The sequence below is a fragment of the Serratia sp. H402Y genome (assembly GCF_051172415.1).
Classification (GTDB): domain Bacteria; phylum Pseudomonadota; class Gammaproteobacteria; order Enterobacterales; family Enterobacteriaceae; genus Serratia; species Serratia ureilytica.
This window is the reverse complement of sequence record NZ_JBPIYZ010000001.1, coordinates 1807681-1822042: the sequence shown is the minus strand read 5'-3', so window position 1 is coordinate 1822042 and position 14362 is coordinate 1807681. Positions and strand designations below refer to the sequence as shown.

At 60.6% G+C, this 14362-nt stretch carries 12 protein-coding genes; 3 read left to right on the top strand and 9 right to left on the bottom strand.

Annotated features, from left to right (window positions below):
• Positions 1-107 precede the first annotated feature (107 nt).
• Positions 108-3995, top strand: a complete 3888-nt coding sequence (hrpA, locus tag ACSBQS_RS08995) for an ATP-dependent RNA helicase HrpA (RefSeq protein ID WP_117187741.1) — start codon at positions 108-110, stop codon at positions 3993-3995.
• Between the two features lie 96 nt (positions 3996-4091).
• On the opposite strand, the gene ACSBQS_RS08990 is transcribed toward hrpA, so the two are convergent.
• Complete coding sequence (locus tag ACSBQS_RS08990) at positions 4092-4904, bottom strand: trypsin-like serine peptidase (protein WP_033650290.1); 813 nt, start codon at positions 4902-4904, stop codon at positions 4092-4094.
• 295 nt (positions 4905-5199) lie between these two features.
• Entirely contained in the window at positions 5200-5478 is a 279-nt protein-coding gene (gene asr, locus ACSBQS_RS08985; protein ID WP_047026031.1) for an acid resistance repetitive basic protein Asr, read from the bottom strand.
• 185 nt (positions 5479-5663) lie between these two features.
• On the opposite strand from asr, the gene ACSBQS_RS08980 reads away from it, so the two are divergent.
• Positions 5664-6569 (top strand): alpha/beta fold hydrolase, encoded by a 906-nt coding sequence (locus tag ACSBQS_RS08980; protein ID WP_172755686.1) that lies wholly within the window; start codon positions 5664-5666, stop codon positions 6567-6569.
• A 170-nt stretch (positions 6570-6739) separates the two neighbouring features.
• Here ACSBQS_RS08980 and ACSBQS_RS08975 read toward each other — a convergent pair whose 3' ends face one another.
• The 4 genes from ACSBQS_RS08975 to folM all read right to left on the bottom strand — a co-directional run bounded on the left by ACSBQS_RS08975 (position 6740) and on the right by folM (position 11099).
• Positions 6740-8239, bottom strand: a complete 1500-nt coding sequence (locus ACSBQS_RS08975) for a carboxypeptidase M32 (protein ID WP_434990313.1) — start codon at positions 8237-8239, stop codon at positions 6740-6742.
• 35 nt (positions 8240-8274) lie between these two features.
• The gene (rstB, locus tag ACSBQS_RS08970) at positions 8275-9579 is read right to left on the bottom strand and encodes a two-component system sensor histidine kinase RstB (protein WP_033643213.1); all 1305 of its coding nucleotides are present in this window, start codon (positions 9577-9579) and stop codon (positions 8275-8277) included.
• The gene (gene rstA / locus ACSBQS_RS08965; protein WP_004938307.1) at positions 9576-10301 is read right to left on the bottom strand and encodes a two-component system response regulator RstA; all 726 of its coding nucleotides are present in this window, start codon (positions 10299-10301) and stop codon (positions 9576-9578) included. Before rstA ends, rstB begins: the two co-directional genes overlap by 4 nt.
• Before the next feature lie 75 nt (positions 10302-10376).
• Complete coding sequence (gene folM, locus ACSBQS_RS08960; RefSeq protein ID WP_033643212.1) at positions 10377-11099, bottom strand: dihydromonapterin reductase; 723 nt, start codon at positions 11097-11099, stop codon at positions 10377-10379.
• A gap of 183 nt (positions 11100-11282) precedes the next feature.
• Here folM and ACSBQS_RS08955 point away from each other — a divergent pair, with 183 nt between their 5' ends.
• Positions 11283-11693: a hypothetical protein gene (locus ACSBQS_RS08955; protein ID WP_033643211.1), complete on the top strand. Its 411-nt coding sequence runs from the start codon at positions 11283-11285 to the stop codon at positions 11691-11693.
• Positions 11694-11792: 99 nt separating this feature from the next.
• On the opposite strand, the gene ACSBQS_RS08950 is transcribed toward ACSBQS_RS08955, so the two are convergent.
• The 3 genes from ACSBQS_RS08950 to ACSBQS_RS08940 form a co-directional block, all read right to left on the bottom strand.
• Positions 11793-12188 (bottom strand): pyridoxamine 5'-phosphate oxidase family protein, encoded by a 396-nt coding sequence (locus tag ACSBQS_RS08950; RefSeq protein WP_033643210.1) that lies wholly within the window; start codon positions 12186-12188, stop codon positions 11793-11795.
• Positions 12189-12219: 31 nt separating this feature from the next.
• Positions 12220-12705, bottom strand: a complete 486-nt coding sequence (locus ACSBQS_RS08945; protein WP_069100966.1) for a hypothetical protein — start codon at positions 12703-12705, stop codon at positions 12220-12222.
• Positions 12706-12924: 219 nt separating this feature from the next.
• Positions 12925-14316, bottom strand: a complete 1392-nt coding sequence (locus ACSBQS_RS08940; protein WP_342164559.1) for an amino acid permease — start codon at positions 14314-14316, stop codon at positions 12925-12927.
• Positions 14317-14362: the final 46 nt, after the last annotated feature.

Sequence of the window (14362 nt, the reverse complement as noted above, 5' to 3'; positions counted from 1 at the left end):
AAAGCCGTTTGTGATAGGCTGTGCGGCTAAAGCAAAAAAATCGCTAAAAAAACATTAAACCGTTGCTAAGCCTGGTCTTGGCCACGATGAAACAAGGAACACCGAACGTGAAATCTCCGCTCGAGGCACTGCCGGCCCAACTGGGCGAGCTGATGCTCCGCGATCAACAACGCCTGCGTCGTCGCCTGCAGGGCGCACGAAAAATCAAAAATCCCGATGCCCAGCTGGCGGTCGCCGCCGAAGTGGAAAGCGACATCGCGACGGCGCGGCAAAAAGTGCAGGCGCGCGCCGCGTCTTGCCCGCGCATTACCTATCCGGAAAGCCTGCCGGTCAGCCAGAAAAAGCAGGACATCTTAAACGCTGTCCGCGACCACCAGGTGGTGATCGTCGCCGGGGAGACCGGCTCGGGGAAAACCACCCAGTTGCCGAAGATCTGTCTGGAGCTGGGGCGTGGGGTGAAAGGGCTGATCGGCCATACCCAGCCGCGCCGCCTGGCGGCGCGCACCGTCGCCAACCGCATCGCCGACGAGCTGGAAACCCCGCTCGGCGGCAGCGTGGGCTACAAGGTGCGCTTCAACGATCAGGTAGGGGAAAACACCCTGGTCAAGCTGATGACCGACGGCATTTTGCTGGCGGAGATTCAGCAGGATCGCCTGCTGATGCAGTACGACACGCTGATCATCGATGAAGCGCACGAGCGCAGCCTGAATATCGACTTTATTCTTGGTTACCTGCGCGAACTGCTGCCGAAGCGCCCGGATCTCAAGGTGATCATCACCTCGGCGACCATCGATCCGCAGCGTTTCTCGCGCCACTTCAACAATGCGCCGATCATCGAGGTTTCCGGCCGCACCTACCCGGTGGAGGTGCGCTACCGCCCGGTGGTCGACGACGGCGACGATACCGACCGCGACCAGCTGCAGGCGATTTTCGATGCGGTAGATGAGCTTGGGCGCGAAGGGCCGGGCGACATTCTGATCTTCATGAGCGGCGAGCGCGAGATCCGCGATACCGCCGACGCTTTGAACCGCCTCAATTTGCCGCACACCGAGGTGCTGCCGCTGTATGCGCGCCTGTCGAACAGCGAGCAGAACCGGGTGTTCCAGTCGCACCACGGCCGCCGCATCGTGCTGGCCACCAACGTGGCGGAAACCTCGCTGACGGTGCCGGGCATCAAATACGTCATCGATCCGGGCACCGCGCGCATCAGCCGTTACAGCTTCCGCACCAAGGTGCAGCGCCTGCCGATCGAGCCGGTGTCACAGGCCTCCGCCAATCAGCGTAAAGGGCGCTGCGGCCGCGTGTCGGAGGGGGTGTGCATCCGTCTGTACTCCGAACAGGATTTCCTCTCGCGGCCGGCATTTACCGATCCGGAAATTCTGCGCACCAACCTGGCGTCGGTCATTCTGCAGATGACCTCGCTGGGGCTGGGCGACATCGCCGCGTTTCCGTTCGTCGAGGCGCCGGACAAACGCAACATTCAAGATGGCGTGCGCCTGCTGGAAGAGCTGGGGGCGATCACCACCGCCGATAACGGCCACTATCAGCTGACGCCGCAGGGCCGGCAGCTGGCGCAGTTGCCGATCGACCCGCGTCTGGCGCGCATGGTGCTGGAAGCGCAGAAGAGCGGCAGCGTGCGCGAGGTGATGATCATCACCGCCGCGCTGTCGATTCAGGATCCGCGTGAGCGCCCGATGGACAAGCAGCAGGCCTCGGATGAAAAACACCGCCGCTTCGCCGACAAAGACTCGGACTTCCTGGCGTTCGTCAACCTGTGGGATTATCTGCAGGAGCAGCAAAAGGCGAACTCCTCCAGCCAGTTCCGCCGGCTGTGCCGCAACGATTTTCTCAACTACCTGCGGGTGCGCGAGTGGCAGGATATCTATACCCAGCTGCGCCAGGTGGTGAAAGAGCTGGGGCTGCCGATCAACAGCACGCCTTCCGACTACCGCAGCGTCCATACCGCGCTGCTGACCGGCCTGTTGTCGCACATCGGCCAGAAGGATGCGGACAAGCAGGAATACACCGGCGCGCGCAACGCTCGCTTCTCGATCTTCCCCGGCTCCGGCCTGTTCAAGAAGCCGCCGAAGTGGACCATGGTGGCCGAACTGGTGGAAACCAGCCGCCTGTGGGGGCGCATCGCCGCGCGCATCGAACCGGAATGGATCGAGCCGCTGGCTCAGCACCTGGTGAAACACAGCTACAGCGAACCGCACTGGTCGAAGTCGCAGGGGGCGGTGATGGCCAGCGAAAAGGTCACGTTGTTCGGTCTGCCGATCGTCGCGGCGCGCCAGGTCAATTACGGCGCCATCGATCCGCTGCTGTGCCGCGAGCTGTTTATCCGCCATGCGCTGGTGGAGGGCGACTGGCAGACGCGCCATGCTTTCTTCCGCGATAACCAAAAGCTGCGCGCCGAAGTGGAAGAGCTGGAGCATAAATCGCGCCGCCGCGACATTCTGGTGGACGACGAAACGCTGTTCGGCTTCTACGATCGCCGCATCCCCAACGACGTGGTTTCCGGCCGTCATTTCGACAGCTGGTGGAAGACCGCCGCCAAACAGCAGCCCGACCTGCTGAACTTCGAAAAAGAGATGCTGATCAAGGATGGCGCCAACAAGATCAGCGCGCTCGACTACCCGAACTTCTGGCATCAGGGCAACCTCAAACTGCGGCTGAGCTATCAGTTCGAACCAGGCACTGACGCCGACGGCGTGACGGTGCACATCCCGCTGCCGATCCTCAATCAGGTGGAGGAGCAGGGGTTCGAATGGCAGATCCCCGGCATCCGCCGTGAGCTGGTGATCGCGCTGATCAAATCGTTGCCGAAACCGGTGCGTCGCAACTTCGTGCCGGCGCCGAACTACGCCGAAGCGTTCCTTGGCCGCGTAACGGCGCTGGAATTGCCGCTGCTTGACGCGCTGGAGCGCGAGCTGCGGCGCATGACTGGCGTGACCGTGTCACGTGATGACTGGCAGTGGGATCAGGTGCCCGATCACCTGAAAATGACTTTCCGCGTGGTGGGCGAGAAAAACCAGACGCTGCGCGAAGGCAAAGATCTGGCCGCCCTGCGCCTGCAGTTGAAAGAGAAGGTGCAGGAGACGCTGTCGGCGGTGGCCGATGACGGACTGGAGCAGAGCAACCTGCATGTCTGGAGCTTTGGCCAATTGCCGGCGTTCTACGAGCAGAAGCGCGGCGGCTATTCGATGAAAGCCTATCCGGCGCTGGTGGATGAAAAGGACAGCGTGGCGATCCGCCTGTTCGACAGCGAAAGCGAACAGCAACAGGCGATGTGGCAGGGCACGCGCCGCCTGCTGTTGTTGAATATTCCTTCGCCGATCAAATATCTGCATGAAAAGCTGCCGAACAAGGCCAAGCTGGGGCTTTATTTCAACCCGTACGGCAAGGTGCTGGAGCTGATCGACGACTGCATTTCGTGCGGCATCGACAAACTGATCGCCGAACACGGCGGCCCGGTTTGGCAGGAGGAAGACTTTGCACGGTTGCAGGAGCAGATCCGCGCCGAGCTGAACGACACGGTCGTTGAGGTGGCTAAGCAGGTTGAACAGATCCTGACGGCGGTCTTCAACATCAACAAACGGCTGAAAGGCCGGGTGGACATGTCGTTGGCGCTGGCGCTGTCGGACATCAAGACCCAGCTCGGCGGGCTGGTCTACCGCGGCTTCGTCACCGGCAATGGATGGAAACGGCTGCCGGACACGCTGCGCTACCTGCAGGCGATCGAACGCCGATTGGAGAAACTGGCTATCGATCCGCACCGCGATCGCGCGCAGATGCTGCGGGTGGAGCAGGTGCAGCAGGCGTGGCAGCAGTGGCTGAACAAGCTGCCGCCGAAGCGACAGCAGGAGGAAGAGGTGAAAGCGGTGCGCTGGATGATTGAAGAACTGCGCGTCAGCCTGTTCGCGCAGCAGCTGGGCACACCTTACCCGATCTCCGACAAGCGCATTCTGCAAACCATCGAACAGCTTTCGGGCTAAGCTCAGGCGCGCCGGCCGGCAAACGGCCGGCGCAGCGTAAGTTGAAATTCAGGGAACAGAGAAACAGCAACGGCGCTTGATGCGCCGTTGCGAGAGCTACTTGCCTGCCGCCAGGGCGTCCAGCGCCTCGCGGATGCCGGGCACCGCCAGAGCGCGGTTATCGGCGCGGTAACGATCTTTCGCCGCCGGCGCCGAACTCTGGATGGCGATCAGCTGCCAGCCGTCGGCGGTTTTCAACAGCAGCGGTGAGCCGCTGTCGCCGGGAAGGGTATCACACTGGTGCGACAGCACCCCTTGCTGGGCCCAGCCGGTCACCTTGCAGTTTTGGTGGCTGTAGAGGTCATCAAGATGGTCCTCCGGGTAGCCCGCCTGGGTGATCAGCCGTTTGGCCTGTTTCAGGGCCTGAGTCAACGCCTTGCTGTCGCCTTGCCACAGCGGCAGCGGGGCGATCGGCAGCGGCGTTTTGTCTTTCAGCCGGATCAGCGCAAAGTCATAAGCGGCGGCGGCGGGCGGCACGATCCAGCCGTCGCCGTCCGGTTTCAGCTTTTTGCCCAGTTTGCTGTCGACCAGGGTTTCAATATTGTCGGTTTGATACTGCCATGATTTATCGCCCGCCACGAAGCGCAGGGCGACGGCTTTATCCAATTGTCCCGGCGGCGCCAGCACGCAATGGCCGGCGGTCAGCGCCAGGTGTGGGGAGATCAGCGTGGCGGTACACAGATTGCCGCTGGCGGTTTCGACCTGGCCGATGGCTTGCCACGGCTGGGCGGCGGTATCCGTGACCTTGATTCGTTCATCTTTGCCGAAAAACAGACGCGTTTGCTCGGCCTTGGACGGGCCGTCGGCGCGTGCCGCCTGGGAGGCGATGAGCGGGAGTGAGCACAGCAACAGTAAAACGGATATGCGCATAGATCTCTTGCCTGACAAATACGGATCATCCATAAACACACTGAATGCTAACTATAGACTGATTTAGCAGCCATGTGGATGGGCAATAACTGATTTTTCAATAATTTCCCGCCGGCGAGGCGACAGGCTACAGATAAAAAAAGACGGCGATCAGTCCACAGAGGATCAGGGCGGTCAGAATGATCTCGAACAGGTAGCGGCGCAGCATCAATGAGAACCCCCCGGATGAAAAAACACCCGGTGAACCGGGTGTCGTGCACGTCAAGCCTGAAGCGGTGAGGGGAACCTCACGACATTACGCTTTTTTGTGGCTGGTTTTCTTGTGGTGCTTTTTAGCCGCTTGGGCTTTTTGCGCCGGGGCTTTTTTGCCGGCTTTCTTGTGATGCTTTTTGGCCGCCTGAGCTTTCTGTACCGGGGCTTTCTTGCCGTGGTGTTTCACCTGAGCTTTAGCCGGCGCAGCGGTGGCGGTGGTTGCGGTAGCCGCAGGTGCGGTAGTGGTGGCAGCCTCGGCAGCGAAAGCCACGGAAGACAGACCCATTGCAGCGGCAACAACCAGAGCTAATACTTTTTTCATCGCAGAATCCTCAACATGACTTTTGGGTATCAACCCCACTGCGGGGCCGTTGAGATGATAGTAGGCAAACGGCGTCCGGCTTTCCGTGAGTGATTGGTTTCGGCTTGTAACCTAATGTACAGGGCGGCGGCGGCAGGAGGGATTGCTGCTATAATGACCGTCAGGCTCGATAAAAGGGATTTAAAATGAACGAGATAACGGTTCGTTGTGGCGTGACGGAACAGGGTGAGGTGCCGCTGGCCTATGAAGACTGGGGCGATGAGGCGCATCCGCCGCTGTTGTTAATCATGGGCATCGGCGCGCAGCTTTTGCTGTGGCCTGACGATTTCTGCCGCGCTCTGGTTGCCAAGGGATTTCGGGTGATCCGCTACGACAACCGCGACGTCGGCCTTTCCGGTAAAACGCGGGCGCAGCGCAAGACGCCGCTGTGGCTGTTGATGTTGCGTGCCCAGATCGGCTGGCAAACGCCGGTGCCTTATACCCTGGCGGATATGGCGACGGACGCAGCGCATCTGCTCGATCATTTACGCATTCCTCAGGCTCATGTCCTTGGCGCCTCGATGGGGGGGATGATCGCCCAGGTGTTGGCCGCCGAATACCCGCAGCGCGTCGCCTCGTTATGCATCTTGTTTTCCAGCACCAATCAACCGCTGTTACCGCCGCCGGCGCCTTCGCTGCTGTGGTTGCTGGTGCGCCGGCCTGCCGCCGATATGACGCTTCAGCAGCGCCAGGAAGGGATGAAGGCCTTTCTGCGCGCGCTTGGCACCGCGACTTATCCGCCGGAGGAGGCGGAGCTGGATGCCCTGGTGAAGCGGTTGCTGAAGCGGGGCGTGGATCCGGAGGGCATGCAGCGGCAACTTTCCGCGCTGCTCGGCAGCGGCGATCTGCGGCGTTACAGTCGGCGCATCGCCGCGCCGACGCTGGTGATTCACGGCGATCGCGATCGGCTGGTGCGCAAGGCCGGCGGGGTGGCGATCGCTCGGGCCGTCGCCAACGCCAGATTGCAGATTATGCCGGGCATGGGGCATGATCTGCCCGCCGCGTTGAGACCACAATTGGTGACGATGATCGCCCGTCATGCGCTGGGATGAGAGGCAGATAGGGGCGTTGCTGTTTATGGTTTTAGTTACAACATACTGTTGGTGAGTAGCAACCCGCCACCCGGCAGCCAAGGCGTTGCCGGCAAGGAAAGCGCGCTATGTAGCATTATTAGGTCAAGCAGGGGAAAAAGGGCGCGGCCGTGGCCGCGCACGGGGAGAGATTACAGGTAGCGGTTTTCCAAATGCTGGCGGAAGTAGCGCGGATTGAGCGCTTCACCGGTTGCATTGGCGATCAGCGTGTCGGTCGGGAAACGGCTGCCGTGGCGCCAGATGTTATGCTGCAACCAGTGGAACAACGGCTGCAGGTTGCCGGCGGCGATGTCCTCGTTCAGCGAAGGCAGGGCCTGACGCACGCTGTGGAACAGCTGCGCGGCGTACATCGCGCCGAGGGTATAAGTCGGGAAGTAGCCGAAGGCGCCGTCGGTCCAGTGGATATCCTGCATGCAACCGTTGCGGTAGTTGCCGATGGTATCGAGGCCCAGGTAAGCGTGCATTTTTTCATTCCACAGCGCCGGAATGTCTTCCACTTCGATCTCGCCTTCGATCAGCGCTTTTTCAATTTCGTAGCGCAGGATGACGTGGGCAGGATAGCTCACCTCGTCGGCGTCGACGCGGATCAGGCCCGGTTTCACCCGCTGGTTGAGGCGAATGAAGTTGGCTTCTTCCAGCGCCGGCTGTTCGCCAAACTGCGCGGTAACCAGCGGACGCAAGATTTTCAGGAATTCATTGCCGCGCGCCAGCTGCATTTCGAACAGCAGGCTCTGCGATTCGTGGATGGCGGTGGAGCGGGCCAGGGCGACCGGTTGGCCAAGCAGATCGCGCGGCAGGTTCTGTTCGTAACGGGCGTGGCCAGTCTCGTGTACGATCCCGAGCAGCGCGGTCAGGAACTCTTTCTCGTTGTAACGCGTGGTGATGCGCACATCTTCCGGCACGCCGCCGCAGAACGGGTGGGCGCTGACGTCGACGCGGCCGTTGTCGAAGTTGAAACCGAGCAGCTTCATCACGCTCAGGCTCAGCTGGCGCTGGGTGTCCACATTGAACGGGCCCTGCGGCGCCAGGCAGGGTTCATTGGCCTGTTTGGCCACCACGCGCTGCAGCAAATCCGGCAGCCAGGTTTTCAAATCGCCGAAGATGCGATCGAGATCGCTGCTGCGCATGCCCGGCTCATACAGGTTGAGCAGGGCATCGTAACGGCTGGTGCCGGCCGCCTGCGCGCGGATCTGCGCCTCTTCCCGGCTGAGTTTGACCACGTCGCGCAGATTCTCCGCGAAGCCATCCCAGTCGTTGGCCGGGCGCTGGGCGCGCCAGGCGTGTTCACAGCGGGCGCCGGCCAGCGATTTGGCTTCGACCAGCGACGCCGGCAGCAGCACCGCGTTTTCATACTGGCGGCGCATTTCGCGCAGGTTGGCGCGGTCGATCTCGTCCAGCGTCTCTTGCTGCGCGCTATCCAACAGCGCGCCGGTGCTTTGTGCCGTTAAAATCTGGTGCTGCAGCACGCTCAATTCGGCCAGGGCTTCGGAGCGCGCCTTGCTGCCGCCCGGCGGCATCATGGTTTGCATGTCCCAACCGGCGATGGCGGACAGGTGGCCGAAACGCGACAGCCGGCTAAAAAGCGCGCGCAGGTGATCGTAAGCAGACGTGTTGGAAGGTGCAGATGTCATTATTATTCGGCTCCAATGAGAAGGGTCCGGCGGTATTACGCCAGATCGGCTTTTAAACTGAATGTCGGCTTCACCGGCCAGCAGAAACGGAAGCTGGCGCCGCCGAGCGAACTGCCTTCGACGAACACCTGTCCCTGGTAGGCGACGGCGATGGAATGGACGATGGCCAGCCCCAGCCCGCAGCCGCCGGTGGCGCGATCGCGGCTGGGATCGAGGCGAACGAAAGGCTCGAACACCCGCTCGCGCTCTTCCGGCGGGATACCCGGCCCGTCATCTTCGACCTGCAAACAGGCGAGATCGCCGTCGAACCACAGCCCAACGCGCAGGCGCTGCTCGGAATAGCGCAGCGCGTTGTTGACCAGGTTATCGAGTACGCGCTCCATCAGGCGCAGATCGACGCCGCCGAAGTCGCCGACGTGCGGGATGTCGAGCTGGATGTCGCGTTCCTGATGGATAAGGCGGATATCATCGACCTTGTCCTCCAGCCACTTTGGCAGATCGATGGGTTCAATGTTTAACGCAACCTGCGGCCGATCCAGGCGGGCATAGGTCAGCAGCTCGTCGATCAGCGACTCCAGTTGGCCGATATCGCGGTTCAGCGCCTGCTGCTCGCCTTCGGACAGGTTATCGCTCATCTCGAGCCGATAGCGCAGGCGCACCAGCGGCGTGCGCAGCTCGTGGGCAATGCCGTCGATCAGCTGTTTCTTGCTGGCGATCAGGGTGTTGACGTTGTCGGCCATCTGGTTGAACGCCACGCCGAGCCGGCTCAGGCTGGAAGTGGGATCGAAGTGGGTGCGTTCATCCAGATGCCCGGCGCCGAGCCGCTGGGCGGCGTTTTCCAGTTTGAGCAGGTCTTGCCAGTGCGGCCGCATCCACAGAAATACCGGCAGCGCCAGCGACATGCCGATAAACACCAGCAACACCAGATCCAGCAGACGCATCTGGTGCAGATAGAACAGATAAGGAATGGGGCCGACCACCAACACATAGTGGCTGCGCGGAATGCGTTGCATAAAGGTGTACTGATCGTCGAGGGCGATGATTTCACCCAGCCGCAGCCGTTTTTTCAGATCCTCGCTCAGTTCCTGTTTGCCGAGCGGTTCGATATGAAGCTTGAACGACAGATTGAGATCCAGCGTGGCGATAGTCTTGTTCCAGTCCTTCAGCGGGATTTCGCGCAGCTCGCTGCGCATCAGGTACAGCGAGCTTTTCATCAAATCGTCCATCGACTGGCGGCCGGCGCGCTCCGCGGTCACCTTGTACACCAGGCCGACCAGCATCGCCATCACCAGAAAACAGACGAACAGCAACAGGAAGAACTGGACGAAAAGTTTTCTCATTGTTGCACCGATGCCCAGGCGTTAGGGGCGAACAGATAGCCCTTGTTGCGCACCGTCTTGATACGGAAAGGCTCCAGCGCGTTGTCGTACAGTTTGCGGCGCAGGCGGGAGATCGCCACGTCGATGCTGCGGTCCATGCCGTCGTAGCTCACGCCGCGCAGGTTTTGCAGCAGCGCCTCGCGATCCATGATCTGCCCGGCGTGGGTCGCCAGCTCCCACAGCAGATCGAAATCCGAGGTGGACAGGGTGATGGTTTCCTCGCCCAGCGTAACCTGACGGTTGACCGGATCGATGCACAGCAGCCCGAAATGCAGCGCGTTATGCTGGGTAAGCGGCTGAACCGACTCTTCTTTCGGCTGCTGGCTGTGTTGACGCAGATGCAAACGCAGGCGCGCCAGCAACACCGCCGGCGGCGTGGTTTTCAGGATATAGTCGTTGGCGCCCATCTCCAGCGACAGGATATGGTTCATGTCGCTGTCGAGCGAGGTCAGCAGCACGATCGGGCCGGGGAAGGTGGGGCGCAGATCGCGGCACAGCGTCATGCCGTCTTTGCCGGGCAACATGATGTCCAGCAGCACCAGATCGGGTTGCTCGCGCTCGATCCGCGCTTGCGCGCTGTCGCCGCGCGGTTCGATCAGCACCTCGATATCGTGTTTGCCCAGATAGGCGGCGATCAGTTTGCCGACTTCAGGATCGTCTTCCACAAAAACAATTTTATGCATATGCCCGTGTTTTAATAAGAAAAGCGGATTTCAGCATAGCGCGGCCCGCGAGGTTGCGCCAAGCGGATCTTTGCGTCAGCGCAGCGGCCGCCCGCCGTCGACGCCGTGGGTGCGGCCGGTGACGTAGCGGCTCTCCAGCAGGTAGTTCACCAGATTGACCACTTCGCTCTCGCCCGGCGCGACCTTCATCAGCGACTTCGCCAGCGCCTGCCGACGATAAGCTTCGTCGTCGCCCGGATTGAAGATGATCAGCGCCGGCGCGATGGCGTTGACTTTGACTTCAGGCGCCAATTTGCGGGCGAACGACCGGGTCATGTTGTCCAGCGCGGCTTTGCTGGCGGCGTAGGCGATATGCTTGTCACTGCCTTTTTCCACCACATAGTCGGTCAGATGGATAATGTCGGCGCCTGCCTGGCCCTGGCCGGTCAGGCAGGACTCGAGCAGTTGATTGAGCAAATAGGGCGTGTAGACGTGAATTTGCAGCATCGCCGCCATGACCTGTTCCGGCGGCACCTCCGGTGACTCCGCCTGCCAGGCGCTGGCGTTGTGGATCACCGCGCGCAGCTTGGGCGCGGCCTGCCGCACCTGATCGGCGAAACGATAAATGCCTTCATGGGTGGAAAAATCGCCCTGAATGCAGCAGGCGCCCAAGGCTTTCAACTCGGCCATCGCCGGATATTCGCTGCGGTAGGCGATGATGACCGGAACGCCGCGCTGGAGAAACGCTCTGGCGAGCGCCAGCCCTATGCGCCGTGCGCCGCCGGTAATCAGCACCGGGGCGGAGTTGTGGTGTTCCATTGATTAAAGCTCCTGGACAGACTGGCAAACAATAGGGGAATTATGCCATCATACGGCGGAAAGTCGTTAAAGCTTCGCATGATTATCCATTTCTGGATATAAGATCCCCAATGCATTTCAGGTTGCCCCCGGCGGCGGCTTGAAAGACCACGGGTTAACACTGGCCATGAGAGGAATGAGGGGATGAACAGCAATCACCTTGCATCCATCGCGCGCAGTGAGAAAATCTGTTTCGACTATATGGATTTTCTGTCCGCATCGTGCAGGAAGCACTGGCGCTTTGTTGATGCTATTTATGGTGTGATGCCGATCTTCGGCATGGTGTTGAAATCGCGCGTGACCACCTCGCAAACGCGCAAAGAGCAGTTAAAAGAGTTGGCGCTGCAGGTGGTGTCGACGCAGGTCAGCGATGAAACCAACATCGTGCGCCTGATTGACCTGGCGCAGCAGCAGGGCCTGGCGGTGTTTGATATTCAGTTGCCTTATGCGCTGGAGGCTCAACAACTGGCGGCCATTCAGAAAGAGTGTGCGGAAGGCATTGCGATTACTCTGGTGGGTGAACGCATGACCGTCGCGATCCCTCCCAAAAGCTGACCGGGCATCAACCCGGCCGCCCGTTCATGGTTAGGCAATTGACTCGTCGCGATGGCCTAACCATGAACGTGATGTCTCACGCCGCATGACGGCCGGCGTCTAGAGCTGGGTCCCGGCATTCGGGCCGGAGCGCAGGGTATAAATACTGTCTATATGAATTAACACCGCGTACTTCGGCGGCTTCATTCCGTTTTTTTCCGCAAACGTCAACGCATCGTCAAACGGCTTACCCGCCAGAAACAGTTCGGGCGTGCCAACGAAGCGGTAACCGTCCAGCGCCTCGCGATCGATGACCACAACGGCCATTTTCGAGCCGGCCTTGATGTTTTTCAGCGTTTGGCCACCGGTATTTTCGTTGTAAATCAGCGTACGGTCATCATAGAGGCGCAAAGAGCGCTTGGGGCCTATATCGGGAACGCCGTTCGGGCTGCTGGTCGCCTGCACAGGCAGCTGTTTAGCCAGCATCTTCTTCATCTCGTCATTCAATTCATTCATTACAGATGACCCTCAGATTGGTGTATCACTTTTAATGCAAGGTAGCGGAAGCGTTGGCGGCCGGCGCGCAGACGCTGGTTTCCGGCAACCGGTGTTCGCGCAGCAAGTGCAGGGTTTCAATCCTGAAACGCAGCAGGTGCCGTTCGGCGATCTGCTGCATCTGTTCGCACAGCGACGAATCGGCCAAGAGTTGCTCGATAGCGACTCGGGCCTGATGAACATGCAGCTCGACGCCGCGCAGAGGCTTCTGCCGCAGACGCAGATGGGTAATGTTGTTGAACGTGACGATCAGCGCGGCAAGGGCAGACTCGAAAATATTCAGCGCTTCAAATCTGGCGGTATATTCCGCATTCAGCCAGGGCTTCTCGGCGATGATCGCCTGAGCCCCCTCCAGCGCCTGTTGATAGCGCGCCATCGCCTGGCGATCGTGCCGCTGATTAAACGCCATGTTGCCCTCGGCGATCAGCGCCTCCCAAGCGGTAAACAAAGGTAATGCGTGCAGCAGTTTCTCAGCCATGAAATGCCTTCCATTTTCAGCCTGTCTTCATCCGCCGCCTGACGCCTCTCGCCAGGGGCACTCGCGTCTACCATTAACCATTAAATGATAATGATAATTAATTGCATTTAAGATCGCAAGCGTGGCGAATGGCTGACTGTGCAAAGGCGGGGAACGCGGTAGCAGGGGAAAAAGAGGAAGCAAAATGCGGCTGACGGGCAGCCGCATTGACGGGACACTTTAGTGCAGCATAAACCAGCCGGCGGGCAGCGTGGCCACCAGCAGCAGTAAGATGCTGCCTTTTTCCAGGCGATTCAGCAGATTGATATCCTGATGGCCGCGGCGGGCGTACATGAACACCAACAGGCCCGGCGCATACAGCAGCACCGACATCAGCAGGTGCATCAGCCCGGAAGCGTACAGCAGCCATAAACCATAGACGCAGGCGCCGGTCGCGGCGAAGATCAGGCGCTTGTCGCGGCGACGGTAAGCCACCTTGAACAGAAATGCGCCGACCAGGAAGTAAGGCACCAGGATCATTTCCGACGCGATGGTCAACAGCGAGTTGTAGTTGCTGCCGGTCAACCAGATCAGCACCAACGCCAGCTGCACCGCGATGTTGGTCAGCCACAGCGAAGACGATGGGGCGTGATGGCGGTTCTGTTTGCCGAACACGCGTGGAAATGCGCCGTGCTGTGCGGCCAGCAGGGGGACTTCCGCCGCCATGATGGTCCAGCTGAGGTAGGCGCCGCACACGGAAATGATAAGACCGGCGGCGATGATCACGTCTCCCCACGGGCCAATCAGTTCCACCATCAGCACTGCCATCGACGGGTTGCGCATGTCGGCCAGTTCGCTGCGCGGCACCACGCCCAGCGACAGCAAGGTGACCATCAGATACACCGCCAGCGCCGACAGCACCGCCAACATGGTCGCGCGGCCCACGTCCTTCTTATTGCGCGCGCGCGCGGAAACCACCACGGCGCCTTCCACGCCGATAAACACCCACAGGGTGATCAGCATGGTGTCCTTGACCTGTTCCCATACCGGCTTGCCGAGGGCGATCCCCTGGAAGTCCAGCGTGAACACGTCCATTTTAAAGGCGATCGCCGCCAGAACGGCGAACATCCCCAGCGGCAGCAGCTTGGCGAGGGTGGCCGCAAGATTGATGCTGGCGGCGGTTTGCACGCCGCGCAGCACCAGCGCGTGCACGATCCACAGCAGGGCGGATTCGGCGACCAGCGCCTGCCAGGTATTGCCGTCACCGAGAATAACGTTGCCGCCGCGATCGGTGAAAATGCTCAACGCCGCGAACACGATCACCAGATACGAGACGTTGGCGATCACGGCGCACAGCCAGTAACCCCAGGCGGAGCAGAAGCCCATCAGCTCGCCGAATCCCTCTTTGGCGTAGGTGAAGATGCCGCCGTCCAGATCCGGGCGCAGACGCGTAAGCAACAGCATGGCGAACGCCAAAAACAGAATGCCGACGCCGGTGATCCCCCAACCCAGCAGCAGCGCGGCGGGGCTGGCGACCTGCGCCATGTTTTGCGGCAGACTGAACACGCCGGCGCCCAGCATCGAGCTGAGCACCAAAGCGGTTAGCGCGGTAAGACCGAGTTTTTTTTCCAATGACGGATCCTGAACGCAGAATAAACAACTGGAAGGGAACTGCTTG

Bases quoted from the DNA above. Each gene is read 5' to 3' on its own strand.
- folM (WP_033643212.1), bottom strand. From the start codon at position 11,099: ATGGAACACCACAACTCCGCCCCGGTGCTGATTACCGGCGGCGCACGG.
- asr (WP_047026031.1), bottom strand. From the start codon at position 5,478: ATGAAAAAAGTATTAGCTCTGGTTGTTGCCGCTGCAATGGGTCTGTCT.
- ACSBQS_RS08945 (WP_069100966.1), bottom strand. From the start codon at position 12,705: ATGGCTGAGAAACTGCTGCACGCATTACCTTTGTTTACCGCTTGGGAG.
- ACSBQS_RS08950 (WP_033643210.1), bottom strand. From the start codon at position 12,188: ATGAATGAATTGAATGACGAGATGAAGAAGATGCTGGCTAAACAGCTG.
- rstA (WP_004938307.1), bottom strand. From the start codon at position 10,301: ATGCATAAAATTGTTTTTGTGGAAGACGATCCTGAAGTCGGCAAACTG.
- rstB (WP_033643213.1), bottom strand. From the start codon at position 9,579: ATGAGAAAACTTTTCGTCCAGTTCTTCCTGTTGCTGTTCGTCTGTTTT.
- ACSBQS_RS08990 (WP_033650290.1), bottom strand. From the start codon at position 4,904: ATGCGCATATCCGTTTTACTGTTGCTGTGCTCACTCCCGCTCATCGCC.
- ACSBQS_RS08975 (WP_434990313.1), bottom strand. From the start codon at position 8,239: ATGACATCTGCACCTTCCAACACGTCTGCTTACGATCACCTGCGCGCG.
- ACSBQS_RS08980 (WP_172755686.1), top strand. From the start codon at position 5,664: ATGAACGAGATAACGGTTCGTTGTGGCGTGACGGAACAGGGTGAGGTG.
- ACSBQS_RS08955 (WP_033643211.1), top strand. From the start codon at position 11,283: ATGAACAGCAATCACCTTGCATCCATCGCGCGCAGTGAGAAAATCTGT.